This is a genomic window from Microbacterium terricola (assembly GCF_027943945.1).
GTDB lineage: Bacteria > Actinomycetota > Actinomycetes > Actinomycetales > Microbacteriaceae > Microbacterium > Microbacterium terricola.
Genome location: NZ_AP027141.1, coordinates 641351 through 659282, shown reverse-complemented (window position 1 = coordinate 659282; position 17932 = coordinate 641351). Strand labels below are relative to the sequence as shown.

Annotated in this window: 17 protein-coding genes and 1 riboswitch; of the genes, 9 read left to right on the top strand and 8 right to left on the bottom strand. The window is 71.6% G+C overall.

Annotated features, from left to right (window positions below; genetic code table 11):
* Positions 1-8 precede the first annotated feature (8 nt).
* The 4 genes from Microterr_RS03050 (at position 9) to Microterr_RS03035 (ending at position 3222) form a co-directional block, all read left to right on the top strand.
* Positions 9-554, top strand: coding sequence for a phage holin family protein (locus Microterr_RS03050; RefSeq protein ID WP_263796205.1), 546 nt, complete (start codon positions 9-11; stop codon positions 552-554).
* Positions 555-726: 172 nt separating this feature from the next.
* The gene (locus tag Microterr_RS03045; RefSeq protein WP_263796206.1) at positions 727-1584 is read left to right on the top strand and encodes an ABC transporter substrate-binding protein; all 858 of its coding nucleotides are present in this window, start codon (positions 727-729) and stop codon (positions 1582-1584) included.
* Positions 1585-1609: 25 nt separating this feature from the next.
* Complete coding sequence (locus Microterr_RS03040; protein ID WP_263796208.1) at positions 1610-2488, top strand: amino acid ABC transporter permease; 879 nt, start codon at positions 1610-1612, stop codon at positions 2486-2488.
* Positions 2485-3222 (top strand): amino acid ABC transporter ATP-binding protein, encoded by a 738-nt coding sequence (locus tag Microterr_RS03035; RefSeq protein WP_263796209.1) that lies wholly within the window; start codon positions 2485-2487, stop codon positions 3220-3222. Before Microterr_RS03040 ends, Microterr_RS03035 begins: the two co-directional genes overlap by 4 nt.
* 108 nt (positions 3223-3330) lie before the next feature.
* Here Microterr_RS03035 and Microterr_RS03030 read toward each other — a convergent pair whose 3' ends face one another.
* On the bottom strand, positions 3331-4212 hold the full coding sequence (locus tag Microterr_RS03030; protein ID WP_263796210.1) for a bifunctional methylenetetrahydrofolate dehydrogenase/methenyltetrahydrofolate cyclohydrolase: 882 nt from the start codon (positions 4210-4212) through the stop codon (positions 3331-3333).
* Entirely contained in the window at positions 4212-5486 is a 1275-nt protein-coding gene (gene glyA, locus Microterr_RS03025) for a serine hydroxymethyltransferase (RefSeq protein ID WP_263796211.1), read from the bottom strand. The genes Microterr_RS03030 and glyA overlap by 1 nt, the downstream gene beginning before the upstream one ends.
* A 36-nt stretch (positions 5487-5522) precedes the next feature.
* Positions 5523-5606: riboswitch (ZMP/ZTP riboswitch) on the bottom strand.
* 150 nt (positions 5607-5756) lie between these two features.
* Between glyA and Microterr_RS03020 the strand changes: the two genes are divergently transcribed.
* From Microterr_RS03020 to Microterr_RS03000, 5 genes are all read left to right on the top strand, one after another.
* Positions 5757-6848, top strand: a complete 1092-nt coding sequence (locus Microterr_RS03020; RefSeq protein ID WP_263796212.1) for a ScyD/ScyE family protein — start codon at positions 5757-5759, stop codon at positions 6846-6848.
* Between the two features lie 210 nt (positions 6849-7058).
* Positions 7059-8519 (top strand): family 20 glycosylhydrolase, encoded by a 1461-nt coding sequence (locus Microterr_RS03015; RefSeq protein ID WP_263796213.1) that lies wholly within the window; start codon positions 7059-7061, stop codon positions 8517-8519.
* Positions 8516-9682 (top strand): N-acetylglucosamine-6-phosphate deacetylase, encoded by a 1167-nt coding sequence (locus Microterr_RS03010; RefSeq protein ID WP_263796214.1) that lies wholly within the window; start codon positions 8516-8518, stop codon positions 9680-9682. The genes Microterr_RS03015 and Microterr_RS03010 overlap by 4 nt, the downstream gene beginning before the upstream one ends.
* A 41-nt stretch (positions 9683-9723) precedes the next feature.
* Positions 9724-10116 (top strand): YrdB family protein, encoded by a 393-nt coding sequence (locus tag Microterr_RS03005; protein WP_263796215.1) that lies wholly within the window; start codon positions 9724-9726, stop codon positions 10114-10116.
* A complete protein-coding gene (locus Microterr_RS03000; RefSeq protein WP_263796216.1) occupies positions 10113-11504 on the top strand; it encodes an FAD-binding oxidoreductase in 1392 nt (463 codons plus the stop codon). The genes Microterr_RS03005 and Microterr_RS03000 overlap by 4 nt, the downstream gene beginning before the upstream one ends.
* A 116-nt stretch (positions 11505-11620) precedes the next feature.
* Here the strand turns inward: Microterr_RS03000 and Microterr_RS02995 are convergent, their stop codons facing one another.
* From Microterr_RS02995 to Microterr_RS02970, 6 genes are all read right to left on the bottom strand, one after another.
* Positions 11621-12400: a glucosamine-6-phosphate deaminase gene (locus tag Microterr_RS02995; protein WP_263796217.1), complete on the bottom strand. Its 780-nt coding sequence runs from the start codon at positions 12398-12400 to the stop codon at positions 11621-11623.
* Positions 12393-13319, bottom strand: a complete 927-nt coding sequence (locus Microterr_RS02990; RefSeq protein WP_263796218.1) for an ROK family protein — start codon at positions 13317-13319, stop codon at positions 12393-12395. The genes Microterr_RS02995 and Microterr_RS02990 overlap by 8 nt, the downstream gene beginning before the upstream one ends.
* Before the next feature lie 43 nt (positions 13320-13362).
* Positions 13363-14265: a carbohydrate ABC transporter permease gene (locus Microterr_RS02985; protein ID WP_263796219.1), complete on the bottom strand. Its 903-nt coding sequence runs from the start codon at positions 14263-14265 to the stop codon at positions 13363-13365.
* Positions 14265-15227 (bottom strand): carbohydrate ABC transporter permease, encoded by a 963-nt coding sequence (locus tag Microterr_RS02980; protein ID WP_263796220.1) that lies wholly within the window; start codon positions 15225-15227, stop codon positions 14265-14267. Before Microterr_RS02980 ends, Microterr_RS02985 begins: the two co-directional genes overlap by 1 nt.
* A gap of 70 nt (positions 15228-15297) precedes the next feature.
* Positions 15298-16635 (bottom strand): extracellular solute-binding protein, encoded by a 1338-nt coding sequence (locus tag Microterr_RS02975; protein ID WP_263796221.1) that lies wholly within the window; start codon positions 16633-16635, stop codon positions 15298-15300.
* Between the two features lie 80 nt (positions 16636-16715).
* Positions 16716-17900 carry an ROK family transcriptional regulator gene (locus Microterr_RS02970; protein ID WP_263796223.1) on the bottom strand — a complete coding sequence of 395 codons (1185 nt, stop codon included), beginning with the start codon at positions 17898-17900 and terminating at the stop codon, positions 16716-16718.
* Between the last annotated feature and the right edge of the window lie 32 nt (positions 17901-17932).

The window sequence follows — 17932 nt, the reverse complement described above, 5'->3', positions numbered from 1 at the left end:
CTGGAGGAATGAAGGCCTGGATCGTGCGTTTCGCCTCGCTGTATGTGTTCAATGTCGTGGTGCTCTGGCTCATCGGAGCGCTGCTGCCCAGTGTGTCCGTCGGCTGGGCCGCGCTCTGGGCGGCGGTGGTGCTGACCGCCGCGACCCTGTGGCTGAAGCCCCTCGTGGCGAGGCTGCTGTCCGGCCGCGCCGCGAAGAGCGCGCACCAGCGGACGAAGGCGGGCGAGAAGCTCGTGCAGTTCGGCCTCGTGTTCGTCGTCGAGCTCATCGTCTGGGTGCTGGTGGTGCTGCTGTCGGCCGTCGACGTGCGGGGCTTCTTCTGGGGCTACGTGCTTCCGCCGCTCCTGCTGCTGCTCGTCTGGATCGTGTACGACGCGATCGACGACACGCTCGAGGCGCGTGCCGGCTCGCTCTACGACCGCGCCCGCGGCATCTCCCGCGGACGATCGAGCGCTGACCCGGCGCCGAGCTCCGTGGAGAGCCCCGCCGCCCGCGACGAGCTGCGCGACGGCCTCACGGCCGAGCAGCGCCGGATGCTCGACGAGCTGGGCTGACGCACCCCGAGTCCCCCGCGACGTGCCGCGACGTGCTGCGACGTCGCCGCGACGAGCGGCGTAACACGGCGACCCGCACCGGGCGCGGCCCGCGCGATCCGAGCAAGATGGGACACGCCCGCAGGCGCACAGCACGCCGGCGCGCCCCGCACCCGAATCCTGGAGGCCTCCCATGTCGCGTCCCATCCTGCGCATCGCCGCGTTCGCCCCGCTCGCCGCAGCCGCCCTTCTGCTCGGAGCCTGCAGCTCCGGCACCGGCTCCGCCGCGCCGAGCGAATCGGCCGCCGCCGACGAGGGGTGGGTGACCGACGGGAAGTTCACGGTCGCGACCGGCGAGCCGGCCTACTACCCGTGGGTGATCGACGACGCCCCCGAGAGCGGCGAGGGCTTCGAGTCCGCCGTCGCCTACGCCGTCGCGGCCGAGCTCGGGTTCGCCGAAGAGGACGTCGTCTGGGTGCGCACGACGTTCGACGAGGCCATCGCGCCGGGCCCGAAGGACTTCGACGTCAACCTGCAGCAGTTCTCGATCACCGACGAGCGCAAGGAGTCGGTCGACTTCAGCTCGCCGTACTACGAGACCACGCAGGTCGTCATCACGACCGGCTCGTCGCCGGCGGCCGACGCGACGTCGCTCGCCGACCTCAAGGACCTCCTCATCGGGGCTCAGGTCGGCACGACCAGCTTCACCGCGATCGAGCAGGCGATCGCTCCCACCCAGGGTGCGCAGGCGTTCAACAGCAACGACGATGCGAAGCTCGCGCTCGAGAACGGCCAGGTCGACGCGATCGTCACCGATCTGCCCACCGCCTTCTACATCTCCGGGGTGGAGCTCACCGACGGCAAGCTCGTCGGCCAGCTGCCCGCCATCGAGGGGCAGGACGCCGACGCGTTCGGGCTCGTGCTCGCGAAGGACTCCCCGCTGACCGACCAGGTCACCGCCGCCGTCGACGCGCTCCGCGAGGACGGCACCCTCGACGATCTGGCCACCGAGTGGCTGGGCGGCGAGGGCCAGGCGCCGCTGCTGCAGTGAGCCGCCCCTGGGCTAGCCTGGCCGGATGACCCGCGCACCCGCCCCGGTCGTCGGCGCGCGCCGGGAGGTCAGCGCCGTCGAGCTCGAACGACAGGCGTATCGCAAGCGCCAGGGCGGCCGCTCGGTCGTCATCAGCCTGATCTCCACCCTCGTCGTCGCCGCGCTCATCTGGGTCGCCATCATCAACACGCCCGGCTGGGCGCGCGTGCAGCAGCAGTTCTTCAACGGCGAGGTGTTCCTCGCCTCGCTCCCCCGGGTGTGGGACGGCTTCCTGCTCAACCTCCGCGTGCTCGCGATGTCGGCGGTCCTCGTGCTGCTGTTCGGGATGCTGCTGGCCACCGTCCGCACGCTGCGTGGCCCGGTCTGGCTGCCGCTGCGCGCGCTCGCGGCGGGGTACACGGACGTCTTCCGCGGCATCCCGCTCATCATCGTGCTGTACCTCGTCGGCTTCGGGATCCCCGGCCTGCAGATGATTCCGGTGCGGATGCCGACCGAGTTCTGGGGCACCATCGCGATCACTCTGACCTACTCGGCGTACGTCTCCGAGGTCTTCCGTGCGGGCATCGAGGCGGTGCACCCGTCGCAGCGCCACGCGGCGCGGTCGCTCGGCCTGAGCCACGCCAAGACGATGCGGCTGATCGTGGTGCCGCAGGCGGTGCGCAAGGTCACCCCGGCCCTCATGAACGACTTCGTCGCGATGCAGAAGGACGTCGGCCTCATCTCGCTGCTCGGCGCCGTCGACGCGGTGCGCGCCGCGCAGATCGAGACCGCCGCGTACTTCAACTTCACCCCGTACGTCGTGGCCGCGCTGCTGTTCGTGCTGCTGGCGATCCCGACGATCCGGCTGACCGACTGGTACACCGCCCGCGTCCGCGCCAGGGAGCAGATCGGGGGCATCGTATGACCGCGCCGCTGCTGCGTCTCGAGGACGTCTGGAAGTCGTTCGACGGCCACGACGTGCTCCGCGGGATCGACCTCGAGGTCGCCGCGGGCGAGGTCGTCGCCCTGATCGGCGCGAGCGGGTCGGGCAAGTCCACGCTGCTGCGCACGGTGAACCTGCTCGAGCCGATCGACGACGGGCGGATCTGGCTCGACGGCGCGGACATCAGCGACCCGCGCGTGGACCCCGACGCCGTCCGCGCGCGCATCGGGGTCGTCTTCCAGCAGTACAACCTGTTCCCGCACCTCACGGTGCTGGCCAACATCACGCTCGCGCTGCGCCATGTGCACCGCACCTCGAAGCGGGATGCTGCCGCCGCCGCCCTCGCGCTGCTCGAGCGGGTGGGGCTCGCCGACAAGGCGGACGTGCACCCGGACCGGCTCTCCGGCGGTCAGCAGCAGCGGGTGGCGATCGCGCGGGCCGTCGCGACCTCCCCCGCGCTGCTCCTGCTCGACGAGATCACCTCGGCTCTCGACCCGGAGCTCGTCGCGGAGGTCCTGGACCTCGTGCGCAGCCTCGCCGACGACGGCCGGACGATCGTGATGGCCACGCACGAGATGGCGTTCGCCCGCGACGTCGCCGACCGCGTCGTGTTCCTCGACGACGGGCGCATCCTCGAACAGGGTCCGCCCGCCGAGGTCCTCGTCGCCCCGCGGGAGCCGCGCACGCGCGAGTTCCTCGCCCGCTTCACCGCCTGACGCGGGTCGAGCTCCTCGCCCCGCACCGTTTACGGACGGGACACGCCGCGCGAACGGGCGCACAAGCGGCGTGTCGCGTCCGTAAACGGGTTGGGGGCGGAGCCGGGGTCAGGCGGCGGAGCGCTCCGCCGCCTCGACCACGTTGGTGAGGAGCAGGGCCACGGTCATCGGGCCGACGCCGCCGGGGTTCGGCGACACGAATCCGGCGACCTCGGCGACGTCGGGGTGGACGTCGCCGTAGACCCGCGCCTTGCCGGTCTCGGGGTCGGTCTCGCGGGTCACGCCGACATCCAGCACGGCGGCGCCGGGCTTCACGTCGGCGGCCGTGACGAGGTGCTTGACCCCGGCCGCCGCGACGATGACATCCGCCTGCCGCAGGTACTGCGCAGCATCCACGGTTCCGGTGTGGGTGAGGGTCACGGTCGCGTTGATGTCGCGGCGCGTGAGCAGCAGCCCGATCGACCGGCCGATCGTGACGCCGCGGCCGACCACGACCACGTGCTTGCCCCTGAGGTCGTAGTCGTTGCGCAGCAGCAGCTCGATCACGCCCCGCGGCGTGCACGGCAGCGGCGAGGTGATCGGCGCGTTGACGTTGAGCACGAGCCGGCCCAGGTTGGTGGGGTGCAGCCCGTCGGCGTCCTTCGCGGGATCGATGCGCTCGAGGATCGCGTCGGTGTCGATGTGCTTCGGCAGCGGGAGCTGCACGATGTAGCCGTGGCAGTCCGGGTCGGCGTTGAGCTCGTCGATCAGCGCCTCGACCTGCTCCTGCGTCGCGTCCGCGGGCAGTTCGCGCTGGATCGAGTTCATCCCGATCGCCTCGGACTGCCTGTGCTTCATCCCGACGTACAGCTGCGAGGCCGGGTCGGCGCCCACCAGCACGGTCGCGATGCCGGGCGTGATGCCGCGCTCCTTCAGCGCGGCCACCCGCTCGACCAGCTCGTCCTTGATCGCTGCGGCCGCAGCCTTGCCGTCCAGGATCCGAGCGGTCATCACTGCGTCAGACCGGGGTACAGCGGGAAGGCGGCCGTCAGCGCGGCGACGCGCGCGCGCAACGCCTCGACATCGGCACCGGGGAGCAGCGCGAGGGCGATCACGTCGGCCACCTCGGTGAACTCGGCGTCGCCGAATCCGCGCGTGGCGAGAGCCGGCGTGCCGATGCGCAGGCCCGACGTCACCATCGGCGGACGCGGGTCGTTGGGCACCGCGTTGCGGTTGACCGTGATGTGGATCTCGTGCAGCAGGTCCTCTGCCTGCTTGCCGTCGATCTCGGCGTTGCGCAGGTCGACGAGCACGAGGTGCACATCGGTGCCGCCGGAGCGCACCGCGATGCCGGCGTCCTGCACGTCCTGCTGCGAGAGGCGCTCGGCGATGATGTGCGCGCCGCTGAGCACGCGCTCCTGGCGCTCCTTGAACTCGGGGGTCGCGGCGAGCTTGAACGCGGTCGCCTTGGCGGCGATCACGTGCATGAGCGGGCCGCCCTGCTGGCCGGGGAAGACCGCGGTGTTGATCTTCTTCGCGATGTCGGCGTCGTTGGTGAGGATGAAGCCGGAGCGCGGGCCGCCGATGGTCTTGTGCACGGTCGAGGAGACGACGTGGGCGTGCGGCACCGGGTTCGGGTGGAGGCCCGCGGCGACGAGGCCGGCGAAGTGCGCCATGTCGACCCAGAGGAGCGCGCCCACCTCGTCGGCGATCGCGCGGAACGCCGCGAAGTCGAGCTGGCGGGGGTACGCCGACCAGCCGGCGATGATCACCTTGGGCTGGTGCTCGACGGCGAGCCTGCGCACCTCGTCCATGTCGATGACGCTGGTCTCGGGGTCGACGCCGTAGGCGACGATGTTGAACAGCCGGCCGGAGAAGTTGATCTTCATGCCGTGCGTGAGGTGACCGCCCTGATCGAGCGAGAGGCCGAGCAGCGTGTCGCCGGGACGGGCGATCGCGTGCAGCACGGCGGCGTTGGCGGTCGCGCCGGAGTGCGGCTGGACGTTCGCGAACTCGGCGCCGAACAGCGACTTGGCGCGCGCGATCGCGAGCTCCTCCGCGACGTCGACTTCCTCGCAGCCGCCGTAGTAGCGGCGACCCGGGTAGCCCTCGGCGTACTTGTTGGTGAGGACGGAGCCCTGCGACTGCAGCACCGAGACGGGCACGAAGTTCTCGGAGGCGATCATCTCGAGGTAGCCGCGCTGACGCTCGAGCTCCCGCTCGAGCACCTCGGCGATCTCGGGATCGACCTCGGAGAGGGGGGCGTTGAAGTACTGATCGGTCATGGCGATCTCCTGACGACGGCTCGCAAATGGATGGTCCGCATCGGCCCAGGCGTGCGGTCGAATGCCGTGTCGGTCGCTTCCCGATGGTGACCCACCTCAACGCCAGTCGCGACGACCCGAGCATACCGGATGCGCCTGTGCCGCTCGTCTCCGTCGGCGGTGCCGGGAGCGCCCGCGGCGGCAACATCCCAGGAATGTGGGATGGCCCGCCCGCTGGGCCGGGCGGGACGATCGGGAGATCCCCCGTGCCGATCGAACAGAAGGACAGTCATGAGACGACAACTCGCCCTCGCCGTCGGCGCGGCGCTCGCACTGCCGCTGGCGCTCATCGCAGCCCCGGCCACCGCCGCACCGGCACCGCCACCGCCGAAGGTGCTGCACGAAGACCTGTTCAGCCCACTCAAGCTCGCCCACGATCTCGACGGCAGCGTGTACGTGACCGACAACTTCGCCGGCTCGCTGCACAAGATCGCCCGCGGGGGGAAGTTCTCCACCCTGTACACGACGGCGACGCCCGGCAACGAGGTGGGGGCGGTGTCCGCCTTCCTCGGGTCGGTGTACTTCGCCGAGACCACGGCCGACGGCGCGCTGCTGAAGAAGGTGGACCGCAAGGGCAGGATCACCCAGCTCGCGGACCTCGGCGCGCACGAGAAGGCGAAGAACCCGGACGGGAAGTCGTCGTACGGCTTCAGCGATCTGTCCGCCGACTGCCTCGCCCAGGTGCCGGAGGGCATCCCCGCGTCGTACACGGGCGAGGTCTACTCGCACCCCTACGCGACACTGGGCACCCCGCTCGGGACCGTGGTCGCCGATGCCGGCGGCAACGCGCTGCTGACGGTGAGCAGCCGCGGCACGGTGCGCACGCTCGCGGTGCTGCCGCCGCAGCGGGCCATCATCGGCGAGTGGGCGCTCGAGCTCGGCTTGCCGGAGTGCTCCCTGGGGCACCCGTACGATTTCGAGCCGGTGCCCACCGACGTGGAGCTCGGACCGGATGGCTGGCTGTACGTCTCGCTCCTGCCCGGCGGGCCGGAGACACCGGCCGCGGGCGCCCGTGGCTCGGTCGTCAAGGTGAACCCGCTCACCGGCAAGCTCGTCACGGTCGCCACCGGGCTCGTCTCGGCGTCCGACCTCGCGGTGTCTCCCCGCGGTGACATCTACGTCACCGAGCTCTTCAGCGGCCGGATCGCGGTCATCAAGAAGGGCACGAAGACGGCGGTCACGTTCCGCGAGGCTGCACTGCCCGCCGCGGTCGAGTGGGCGCCGAAGGGCCTCTACGCGACCGTCGACGCCGTCCCGGCCTTCGGTCCGCCGGAGACGCCCCCGCCGCCGCCTGCCGGCGACGTGGTCTTCTTCCGGTTCTAGTCCGCCACAGCCCCGAAGGGCGCGGTGCCAGCGCACCGCGCCCTTCGGCGTGCGCGCGCTCGCCTCCCGGCGGGCGGCGCGATAGGCTGGCTCCAGCCTTTTGTTAGGACTCTTTACATGCGTGGTGGCCGACGCCGTTCCTTCGCAGCCGTGCTCGCTCTCGGGTTCGCGCTGACAGCGTGCGCGCCACCTGCCGAGAATGGAGACACCGTGTCGCAGCCCGCCATCGTCCCCGCACCCGCGCACCTCCGGATCGCCGCGGATGCCGAGCCGTTCGGCCTGCCCGGCGCAGAGCGGGACGACGCCATCGCGGCGGCGCTCGACACCGTCGAGGAGACGGTCGACGCCGACGCGGCACTGGGCGCGGAGGGCTACCGCCTCACCGTGGACGCCTTCGGCCTCCGCGCCGAGGCCGCGAGCGAGGCCGGCCTGTTCTACGCGCGCCAGACGCTCACCCAGCTCGTCGCGCCCTCCGGCGACGGCTGGGTCGTCCCCGCGGTCGCCATCACCGACGTTCCGCGCTTCGCCTATCGCGGCGTGATGCTCGACGTCGCGCGGCACTTCTTCCCCGTCGAGACCGTCGAGGCGTACATCGACCGCGCGGCCGCCCTCAAGTTCAACGCGCTGCACCTGCACCTCTCGGACGACCAGGGCTGGCGCATCCAGATCGACTCCCGCCCTGAGCTCACCGCGCGCGCATCGGCCACCGCGGTCGGCGGAGACGCCGGCGGCTTCTTCACGAAGGACGACTACCGCCGGATCGTCGACTACGCCGCGTCACGTCACGTGATCGTGGTGCCCGAGATCGACATGCCCGGCCACACCCACGCGGTCGGCCTCGCCTACCCCGAGCTCGCCGAGGAGCCGGTGCTCTCGGACGAGATCCTCGCCACCGCGCGCGAGTACGGCGGCGGCACCCCCACCTCCGGCACCCCGTACGAAGGCATCGCGGTGGGCTTCTCCTCGCTGAAGATCCACGACGAGGCGACGTACGACTTCGTGTCGGATGTGCTGGGCGAGCTCGCCGAGATGACACCGGGGCCGTACCTGCACATCGGCGGCGACGAGGCCCTCGGCACCGATCCCGCTGACTTCGCGCTGTTCGTCTCGCGCGTGAGCCGGATGGTCTCCGACCTGGGCAAGACCCCGGTGGCGTGGCACGAGGCGGGCACCGCCGCCGACCTGTCCCCCGACACGGTCGGCCAGTACTGGGGGTTCCTCACGCCGACCGACGGGATGGACGACAAGGCCAGGGCGTTCGTGGCGAACGGCTCGCAGGTGATCGTCTCCCCCGCCGACGCCATCTACCTCGACATGAAGTACGCGGACGACGCGCCGCTCGGGCTGACCTGGGCGAACGCGCCCGTCACGGTCGAGCGCGCCTACTCGTGGGATCCGGCCGCCCTCATCGACGGGATCGCCGACGATGGCATCCTCGGGGTGGAGGCGCCGATGTGGGCCGAGACGCTGCGCACCCTCGACGACATCGACCACATGGCCTTCCCCCGCATCGCGGCGGCGGCCGAGGCGGCCTGGTCGCCGGCGCTGGGCTCCACCGACCTGCGCACGTGGGAGTCCTTCCGCAGCCGCGTGGGTGCGCTCGGCCCGCTGTGGACCGACGCGGGCATCGCCTTCCACGCGTCCGACGAGATCCCGTGGGTCTCCGAATGACCGCAGCCGCAGCATCCGTCATCCATTCGGTGCGCCTCGCCGGCGCCGACGGCATCGTCGCCGACGGGTGGGTGCGCTTCGCGGCCGGCCGGGTCGTGGCGACGGGCACCAGCAGGTCGTGGACGGCGGATGCTGACACCGCCGTGCTCGACGGGCGCGCGCTCGCCGGCGAGGGCGCGATCCTCAGTCCTGGCTTCATCGACATCCACGGCCACGGCGGCGCAGGCGTCTCGTACGACGACGGACCCGCCGCGATCCGCGCAGCGCGCGCCCTGCATCGGGAGCACGGCACCACGAGAGCAGTGCTCTCGCTGGTGACGGCGCCGCTCGCCGAACTGGAGCAGCGCGCCGCGATGGTCGCCGACCTCGCGGCGACCGACGCCGACGTCCTGGGCTCTCACCTCGAGGGTCCGTTCCTCGACCCCGGCCACAAGGGCGCCCACGACGCGGCGCTGCTGCGGGCACCCGACGCCGACGGCCTCGACCGCCTGCTCTCGGCGGGGCGCGGAACCATCCGCCAGATCACCCTCGCCCCCGAGCTCCCCGGGGGTCTCGACGCGATCGGGCGCATCGTCGAGGCGGGCGTCGTCGCCGCCGTCGGACACACCGCCGCCGCCTACGACCTCTGCCGCGCGGCCTTCGACGCCGGCGCCACGGTCCTGACGCACGCGTTCAACGCCATGCCCGGCCTGCACCACCGCGATCCGGGCCCCGTCGCCGCTGCAGCGGGCGACCCGCGCGTCACGCTCGAGGTCATCGCCGACGGCGTGCACCTGCACCCCGAGATCGTGCGGCTCGCATTCGCTGCGGCGCCCGGCCGGGTGGCCCTGGTCACCGACGCGATGGCGGCGGCCGGTCACTCCGACGGCCACTACGTGCTCGGCAAACTCGGCGTCGACGTGCAGGGCGGCGTCGCCCGCCTCACCGACGGCGGTGCGATCGCCGGATCGACGCTCACGCAGGACGCCGCGCTGCGCACGGCCGTCGGTGCAGGGGTCGGGATCACCGAGGCGCTCACCGCGCTCACCACGACCCCCGCCAGGGCGATCGGGCGCGGCGACGACCTCGGCCGCCTTGCGCCGGGGTTCCTGGCCGACGCGGTCCTCCTCGACGGCGATCTGACCGTGCGAGGAGTCTGGACGGCGGGCGAGCGCTCGCTCTGACCCCGCGGCAGCCGCGCACGGCTGGTCGTAGACTGGAAGCCATGTCCGACACCCCCCGCGTCGTCCCTCAGGCGCCCGCCGCTCCCGCGCCGGGCACGCGCGCCCCGCTGTCGGCGATCGACGTGCTGGCCTTCGTCTGCGAGCTGTTCGCGTTCGGGTCGCTGCTGCTCTGGGGCTTCGCCGCCTGGCCGTTCCCGTGGAACATCGTCGTCGGCATCGGCGCACCCGTCATCGCCATCCTGGTCTGGGCCCTGTTCGTCTCTCCCCGCGCGGTCTTCGCGGTGCATCCCTTCGTGCGCGCCGTCGTGGAGCTGCTCGTCTACGTGTCGGCGACCATCGCCTGGTGGAGTCTCGGCTTCGCGTGGGTGGGCATCGTCTTCTTCGCCGTCGCCGCCGCCGTCGGCGTCATCGCCGGTCGTCGCCGCTTCACGTGACTTCTGCCGCCGACGTCCTCGCGCAGCTGCGCGATGCGCTCGGCGAGCGGGTCGACACGTCGCCCGCAGCCCTCTCGGCCGCCCGCGCCGACAAGTCCGGCCACGCCGCACCAGGGGCACCGCTCGCCGTCGTCCACGCGGCATCCGTCGCCGACGTGCAGGCCGTGCTGCGGATCGCGCACGAGAGCGCGACTCCCGTCGTCACCCGCGGCGCCGGCACCGGCCTCGCCGGCGGTGCGAACACCGGCTCCGGCGAGATCGCCCTCTCGGTGCGGCGCATGGACCGCATCCTCGAGGTGAGGCCGGACGACCTGCTCGCGGTGGTCGAGCCCGGCATCATCAACGCCGACCTCAACGCCGCCCTCGCCGCGCAGGGGCTCTGGTGGGCGCCTGACCCGGCCAGCCGCGCCATCTCCACCGTCGGCGGCAACATCGCCACCGGCGCGGGCGGACTGCTGTGCGCGAAGTACGGGGTGGTGCGCGACGCCGTGCTCGCCCTGGACGTCGTGCTCGCCGACGGGCGACTGCTGCACCTCGGTCATCGGACCGTGAAGGGCGTCTCCGGCTACGACCTCACCTCGCTGCTGATCGGCTCCGAGGGCACGCTCGGCGTCGTCGTCGGCGCCACCCTGAAGCTGCGCCGCCTCGTGCCGGGGCAGATCTGCACCATCGCGGCGACGTTCGCGGACGTCCGCGCGGCGGCCGTGGCCTCGTCGGCCGTGACGGCGGCGGGCCTGCAGCCATCGATCATGGAGCTGATGGATGCGGCGTCCCTCGCGGCGGTGCACGCCCTGCTCGCCCTCGATCCGCCGACTGCCGGAGCCGCTCAGCTGACGGTGCAGACCGACGGAGCAGCGGCGACGGCCGACGCCGACGCGATCGCCGACGTGCTGCGCGCGGCGGGAGGCGCGGTCGCGGTCACCCACGACAGGGCGGAGGGCGAACGGCTGCTCACCATCCGCCGGTCGATGCACCCGGCGATGGAGACGCTGGGCACCACGCTGATCGAGGACGTCGCCGTGCCGCGCAGCGCGCTGCCGGAGATGTTCGACGAGATCGCCCGCATCGAGCGGGCCTACGGCCTGGTGATCCCGACGGTGGCGCACGCAGGCGACGGCAACCTCCACCCGAACTTCGTGTTCGAGCCGTCTGCCGGTGCAGGGGCGGACGGCGCGGTGCCGGACGAGATCTGGGATGCTGCCGGCGAGCTGTTCCGCGCAGCGCTCCGCCTGGGCGGCACGCTCACCGGCGAGCACGGCGTCGGCGTGCTCAAGCGCCGCTGGCTCGCCGACGAGCTGGGCGACGACCAGTGGGCGCTGCAGCGCGGGATCAAGTCGCTGTTCGACCCGACCGGCGTCCTCAACCCCGGCAAGGTGTTCGCTCCCTGACAGGTCGGGCCGCGGCGCCCACAACTCAGGCAGAACCCACGCCGGAGGAGTCTCTCGGGCCGCGGGCACACCGGTCTGCCTGAGTTGCGCGCAGCCCGGCCCGCCCGCCTGTGCGCCTAGAGCCCCTGCCAGGCCGGCTTGTTCGCGAAGGCGTAGCGGTAGTAGTCGGCGTGGGCGAGCTCGGCGGCGGCCGCCTCGTCTGCGACGACCGTCACGTGCGGGTGCAGCTGGATCGCCGATCCGGGCAGGGCCGCGCTGACCGGGCCCTCGAGGGCCCCGGCGAGTGCCTCGGCCTTGCCCGCGCCGAACGCCAGCAGCACCAGGTGCCGTGCGCGCAGGATGGTGCCCAGGCCCTGCGTGATGCAGTGCATCGGCACGTCGTCGATCGCGTCGAAGAACCGGGCGTTGTCCTGCCGGGTCTGCGCCGTCAGGGTCTTCACCCGCGTCAGGGAGGCGAACGACGAACCAGGCTCGTTGAAGCCGATGTGGCCGTCGGTGCCGATGCCGAGGATCTGGAGATCCACGCCGCCTGCCGCCGTGATGGCCGCTTCGTAGTCGTCGCCGGCGTGCTCGATCCCGTCGAGGGAGCCGTCCGGGGTGCGGATCCGGTCGGGGTCGAGTCTGAGCGGCTCGACGACCTCGCGGCCGATCACGGCGCGGTAACTCTCCGGATGCGCGGGGTCGATGCCCACGTACTCATCCAGCGCGAAGCCGCGCACGCGCGACACGTCGACGCCGGCGAGCCGTGGGCGCAGGGCCTCGTACACCGGCAGCGGGGTCGAGCCGGTGGCGAGCCCCAGCACGGTGTCCGGGCGCGACCGGATGAGCCGGACGATCTCGTCGGCGACGAGCGCGCCGGCCGCCGCGGCGTCCGCGACGATGATGACCTCAGCCATGAGTGAGTGCCTCCTCGGTTTCGGCGGCGGCGCCGATCAGGGCGGCGCCGAGGGCTGCAGCGGGTGATCCGGACGGGAGCAGCTGGACGCGCTCGCCGAGTCGGAGCGAGCGCAGGAAGGGAGATGCCTCCGCGCTGGTGGCGAGCTCCGCCCGCACGCCGTCGATCAGCCGGTCGCCGAGGGCGGTGAGCCCGCCGCCGAGCACGACCGCGTCGACATCGGCGGTGAGCACGAGCACGCGCACCGCAGAGGCGATGCCCAGCGCGATGCCGGCGCGCAGGCGGAGCGCCTGCGGGTCGCCGGCGTCGGCCGCGTCGAACACATCGCGCACCGGCAGCGCGCCGGGGCGGGCCCACCGCTCGGTGACCGCGCCGCCGCCCGCGAAGGCCTCGATGCAGCCGCGCTGGCCGCACCGGCAGACCGGTCCGTGGGGGTCGACCGAGATGTGCCCGACCTCGCCGGCCGTGCCGCGGGCGCCGCGCAGCAGCAGTCCGTCGGTGACGATGCCCGCGGCGACGCCGGTGCCGACGTTCAGGTACGCCATCGCGCCGTCGGCGCCGTGCAGCGTGTACGCGCCGAGCGCCGCCGCCTTGACGTCGTTCTCCACCCCGATCGGCACGCCCAGCCGGTCGCCGGCCGCGGCGCGCAGATCGAGTCGGTCGACGCCCAGGTTCACGGCGTGCGCCACCAGGCCGGAGCCCGGCTCGACCTGGCCGGGGATGCCGATGCCGACGGAGCGGATCGCGGATCGAGGGATGCTGCCGCTCGCGCACAGTTCGTCGACCGCGGCCGCGACGGTGCGCACGACCTCGTCCGGGCCGTACCCGGTGGCCAGGCGCACGCGGGCGACCACATCGCCGGCAGCGTCGACGGCGACGGCATCGGTCTTGGTGCCGCCGACGTCCAGGCCGACCCTCATCGCCCGTCCTCCCAGCGGGAGGCGGTGGTGGTGTCGCCGCGCATCAGCCCTTGACCGCCCCGGAGACGAGTCCGCTCGTCATCCGTCCCTGCACGATCACGAAGAAGATGATGACGGGGATCGCGACGATCGTCGACGCGGCCATCACCTGCCCCCAGTCGATCGCCCGCGTCGCGCTGGCCTGCACGAATCCGCGCAGCCACAGCGGCAGTGTCTCGTTGTCGGCGCTCATGATCACCAGCGCCACGGTGAACTCGTTCCAGCACTGCAGGAACGCGAACACCCCGGAGGCGACGAGCCCGGGCGCCAGGAGCGGCAGGGTCACGCGCATGAAGGCCTGCGTCCGGCTGAGGCCGTCGATCATGGCGGCCTCCTCCAGCTCGGCGGGCACTCCCTGCACGAAGCCGCGCAGCATCCAGACCGTGAACGGCACGACGGCCGCGATGTACAGCAGGCTCAGGCCCAGGATGTTGCTCAGCAGGCCGAGCTCGCTCATCATCTTGTACTGCGCGACGAACAGGCCCTCGGCCGGCAGCATCTGCACGACGAGGATGGCGATGACGAACGTCGTCCGCCCGCGGAAGCGGAACCGGCTGATCGCCACGGCCGCGAGGAAGGCGAACAGCAGGCAGCAGAACACCGCGATCAGGGTCACCGAGACGCTGATCCCCAATGCGCTCCAGAACTGCGGGCCCATCACGGCGGTGTAGTTCGCGAACGAGCCCCCGAACGGGTGGAACGTCGGCGTGAACGACTCGAGGGTCGTCGTCGACAGCATCGACGAGGTGACCATCCAGTAGACGGGGAAGGCCCATGCGGCGGCGAGGACGAGCGCGAGCACGCTCCATCCCCAGGCCGCGGGGCGGAACCGGCGGCGTCGGACCGGCGTGACCGGGTCGAGCCCGACGAGCTCGGCCGAGGCGGCGGTGGCGGTGGATGCGGACATCAGGCCTTGTCCTCCTTGAGCAGGCTCCTGATGTAGAACCAGCTGACGGCGATGGTGAGCGCGAGGACGAAGATCGACATCGCCGCGCCGTGGCCGAAGTCGAGCCCGGCCACACCGTTCTTGTAGATGTAGGTGCCCAGCAGGTCGTAATCGGTGGACTGGGGGCCCGCGTCCTGCAGCATCGTGATCTGGGCGAACACGCGCAGATCCCAGATGAGGTTGAGCAGCAGCACGATCATGATCACCGGCCGGATCATCGGCAGGATGATGTAGCGCAGGCGATCCCAGCCGCCCGCCCCGTCGAGCTGGCTCGCCTCCATGACCTCCTCGGAGACCTGGGTGAGCCCGGCGTAGGCGGAGAACGCGACGAACGGCACGGACATCCAGATGACGATGACCGACGCGACGACGAAGAAGAGGGCGGGGCTGCTGCCGATCCAGTTGAACCCGTGCATGTCGACACCGGGGATCATGCTGAGCAGATAGTTGACGACGCCGCGACGACGGTCGAAGAGCCAGATCCAGACGGTCATCGCCGCGACCACGGGCATGGCCCAGGCGATCAGCAGGGCGAGCTGCAGGATGAGGCGGACGGCGGCGGGAACCTTCGTCATGAGCAGGGCCATCAGCATCCCGATCACGACGGTGACCGCGGCGGTGACGACGCAGAAGGCGAGCGAGCGGACGGCGACCTGCCAGAAGGTCGGGTCGGTGGCGATGTCGATGTAGTTCTGGAGGCCGACCCAATCAGGGGCCTTGCCGCCGAGCTGCTGCATGGCGCCGTACTTCTGGAACGAGGTGACGATCTGCCAGTAGACGGGGTATCCCATGCCGAACAGCAGGATCGCGACGGCTGCGGTCAGCAGCAGGTAGGGGGCGGTCGGGACGCGACGGCGGCGGGCGCCGACGCTCTCGTCGACTCGGGGGCCGCCCTCGAGGGTGGGGGCTGTGGTGAGGGCCATGCCAGGTATTCCTTGGTGGTGGGTGAGGTCCTCCGGGGCCGGACGCGCGGCCCGGCCCCGGAGGCGAGGATCAGCCGTTGATGATGGCGTTGATCTTCTCGTCGTACTCTGCAGCCAGGGCGGCGATGTCGCCACCGGCGGCAACCTTGCCGAAGAACTCCTCGAGGATCTTCTTGCCCTCGACCGCGGCCCAGCCGGGCGCTGCCGGGGTGAGCTTCGAGCCGAGCGCCGAGTCGATCAGAGCCTTGGCGAACTGGTCGTCACCGAGCGAGGACACGAACTTCGTGTTCGCCGGGCCGAGGCCGTTCTTGCCGAGCATCTCCTGGTACTCGTCCGAGAAGACGATGCGCAGGAGCTCCTTGGCGCCGGCCTGGTTCTTGCTCGTGGCCGAGATGCCGATGTTGGAGCCGCCGGCGAAGACCGGAGCGACCGAGCCCTCCTCGACGCCGGGCAGCGGGAAGACGCCGAACGTGTCGTCGTTCCACTCGCGGACCTCGGTCTTGGTGCCGTCGTCGTTGGTCTTCTCCTCGACGAAGTCGCCGATCGACCAGTGCGCCCAGCCGGGTGCGATGATCGTGGCGGCGGTCGGCGGGTTGCCGTCCTTGTCGTTGTTGATGTTGACCCACGGCGTGCTGTCGGCCTCGGTGACCGGAGCGGTCGAGGCGTTCGTGAACAGGTCCTGGAACTGCGTCAGGCCCTTGATCGAGTTCTCCGCGGAGAGCGTCGACTTCCAGGTGTCGCCGTCCTTCTCGGCGAGCTCTCCGCCGTTGGCGAAGATCCACGAGATGCCGTTGCGCCAGTCCTGGCCGCCGATGTAGAAGCCGGCCTGGCCGTCGCTCTTGAGGGTCTTGACGTCCTCGTTGAACTGGTCGAGCGTGGTCGGGACGTCGAGACCCGCGGCCTCCCAGATGTCCTTGCGGTAGGTGATGTAGCGCGAGCCGAAGTAGTACGGCAGCGCGTACTGCGCGCCGTCGACCTCGCCGACCTCGACGAACGACGGGAGCAGGTCAGCGCCGCCCAGGTCCTCGTAGATGCCGCTCAGGTCGCTGAACGCACCCGCCGTGGTGAAGGTCGGCGCCCAGGTGTTGCCGATCTCCGTGACGTCGGGGGTGTTGTTCGCGTCGGGCAGCTGGTTGGCGAGCTTGGTCAGTGCGTCGCCCCAGGACTGCTCCTCGATGGTGAGCGTCCCGCCGGTAGCCTCCTCGTACGCGTCGACGAGGTAGTCGCGCGCTTCCGCAGGAGTGTCGCCGCCCATGACCCAGAACGTGATGTCCTGGCCCTTCGCGCCCTCCGGGTCGAACCCGTCGGTGTCGGAGGGGGCGGCGCTGCCCGAGGGGCTGGCCGAGCAGCCCGCGAGCACGATCGCCGAAGCGGCGAGCAGCCCGAGAGCACCGAGCTTCTTGTTCATTGTGCTTCCTTCGTTTTCTCTTGGTTGTTCCGGATCGGGCCGGGCGGCCCATCCGGGGGGATGAGGGTGCCGTGTTGCTGCTACGACACCCCGAGTTGTCCCGACAGGACCATGACGGCCGCGCCGCGCAGGACGATGTCCTCGCTTTGCTCCGTCAACCGAACCCGCACGCCGTCGTGGAACTCGGCGAGCGTTCGAGCTCGGAGTGTCTCGGCGGTCGCTTGCGCGAGGGGTCCGTCGAGAAGTTCAGGGGGGCCGGAGAGCACGATCTCCGACACGTCGAGCACGCCGACGATGGGGGCCAGGGCGATGCCCAGACGCTCGCCGGCGTCGCGCAGGATGCCCTCGCGCTCCGCATCGGCGGATGCTGCTGCCAGCCGCGCCGTCAGCGCCGGCACCGCCAGCCAGGCCTCGAGGCAGCCGACCTTGCCGCACGCGCAGCGCGGGCCGCCGTCGGTGCCGACCGTGACGTGGCCGATCTCACCCGCGGCGAAGTGGGCGCCGCGCATCGGCTGGCCGCCGGCGAGGAGGCCGGAGCCGACGCCTCGGCCCACCTTGACCAGCAGCACGTCGTCGCCGGCGCCGCCGAAGGTGTACTCGGCGAGCACGGCGGCGTTGGCGTCGTTCGCGACGAGCACCGGCAGCCCGAGGGCGGCGCTGAGCGCGCCCTCGAGGTCGAAGCCGACCCAGCCGAGGTTCGGGGCCGTGAGGATGATGCCGCGCTCCCCCACCACACCCGGCGTGCCGACGCCGATGCCGAGCACCGGCGCGTGGGCGTCGTCGACGAGCTCGCGGGCGAGGGCGATGACGGTGTCGACGATCTCGTCGGTGCTCGCCGGCACCGGCACCTCGCGGCGGACGACGATGTCGCCGTCGAGGGTGAGGATCCCGCCGACGAACGTGTCGCTGCCCGACAGGTCGAGGCCGACGATGCGGTGGCCGTCGCGGTCGAGGTCGACCAGGATCGCCGGCTTGCCCGGCCCGGACACCTCACGCACGCCGAGTTCGGTCACGAAGCCGTCCACGATCAGCTCGGCGACCAGGTCGGAGATGGTGACGCGGGTGAGCCCCGTCTCGCGGGAGAGGTCGGCCCTGCTCATCGCGCCGCCGTGGAAGAGGGTCTGCAGCACGAGCGAGCGGTTGTGGCCGCGGGCGTGCTCCGGCAGCACCTTGCGCCCCTGGCGGAGCGTGCGCCCGAACGAGCGCTCGGCCGGTGCGGACGGTGTCCGGTCGGCCGCGGCGTGGTGCGCTTCGGTGTGAACCATGTTTGTTAGTAGACCTTACGAACAAAATATTC

Bases quoted from the DNA above. Each gene is read 5' to 3' on its own strand.
- Microterr_RS03045 (WP_263796206.1), top strand. From the start codon at position 727: ATGTCGCGTCCCATCCTGCGCATCGCCGCGTTCGCCCCGCTCGCCGCA.
- Microterr_RS02975 (WP_263796221.1), bottom strand. From the start codon at position 16,635: ATGAACAAGAAGCTCGGTGCTCTCGGGCTGCTCGCCGCTTCGGCGATC.
- Microterr_RS02990 (WP_263796218.1), bottom strand. From the start codon at position 13,319: ATGAGGGTCGGCCTGGACGTCGGCGGCACCAAGACCGATGCCGTCGCC.
- Microterr_RS03035 (WP_263796209.1), top strand. From the start codon at position 2,485: ATGACCGCGCCGCTGCTGCGTCTCGAGGACGTCTGGAAGTCGTTCGAC.
- Microterr_RS03030 (WP_263796210.1), bottom strand. From the start codon at position 4,212: ATGACCGCTCGGATCCTGGACGGCAAGGCTGCGGCCGCAGCGATCAAG.
- glyA (WP_263796211.1), bottom strand. From the start codon at position 5,486: ATGACCGATCAGTACTTCAACGCCCCCCTCTCCGAGGTCGATCCCGAG.
- Microterr_RS03020 (WP_263796212.1), top strand. From the start codon at position 5,757: ATGAGACGACAACTCGCCCTCGCCGTCGGCGCGGCGCTCGCACTGCCG.
- Microterr_RS02980 (WP_263796220.1), bottom strand. From the start codon at position 15,227: ATGGCCCTCACCACAGCCCCCACCCTCGAGGGCGGCCCCCGAGTCGAC.
- Microterr_RS03050 (WP_263796205.1), top strand. From the start codon at position 9: ATGAAGGCCTGGATCGTGCGTTTCGCCTCGCTGTATGTGTTCAATGTC.
- Microterr_RS02970 (WP_263796223.1), bottom strand. From the start codon at position 17,900: ATGGTTCACACCGAAGCGCACCACGCCGCGGCCGACCGGACACCGTCC.
- Microterr_RS02985 (WP_263796219.1), bottom strand. From the start codon at position 14,265: ATGTCCGCATCCACCGCCACCGCCGCCTCGGCCGAGCTCGTCGGGCTC.
- Microterr_RS03010 (WP_263796214.1), top strand. From the start codon at position 8,516: ATGACCGCAGCCGCAGCATCCGTCATCCATTCGGTGCGCCTCGCCGGC.
- Microterr_RS02995 (WP_263796217.1), bottom strand. From the start codon at position 12,400: ATGGCTGAGGTCATCATCGTCGCGGACGCCGCGGCGGCCGGCGCGCTC.
- Microterr_RS03005 (WP_263796215.1), top strand. From the start codon at position 9,724: ATGTCCGACACCCCCCGCGTCGTCCCTCAGGCGCCCGCCGCTCCCGCG.
- Microterr_RS03040 (WP_263796208.1), top strand. From the start codon at position 1,610: ATGACCCGCGCACCCGCCCCGGTCGTCGGCGCGCGCCGGGAGGTCAGC.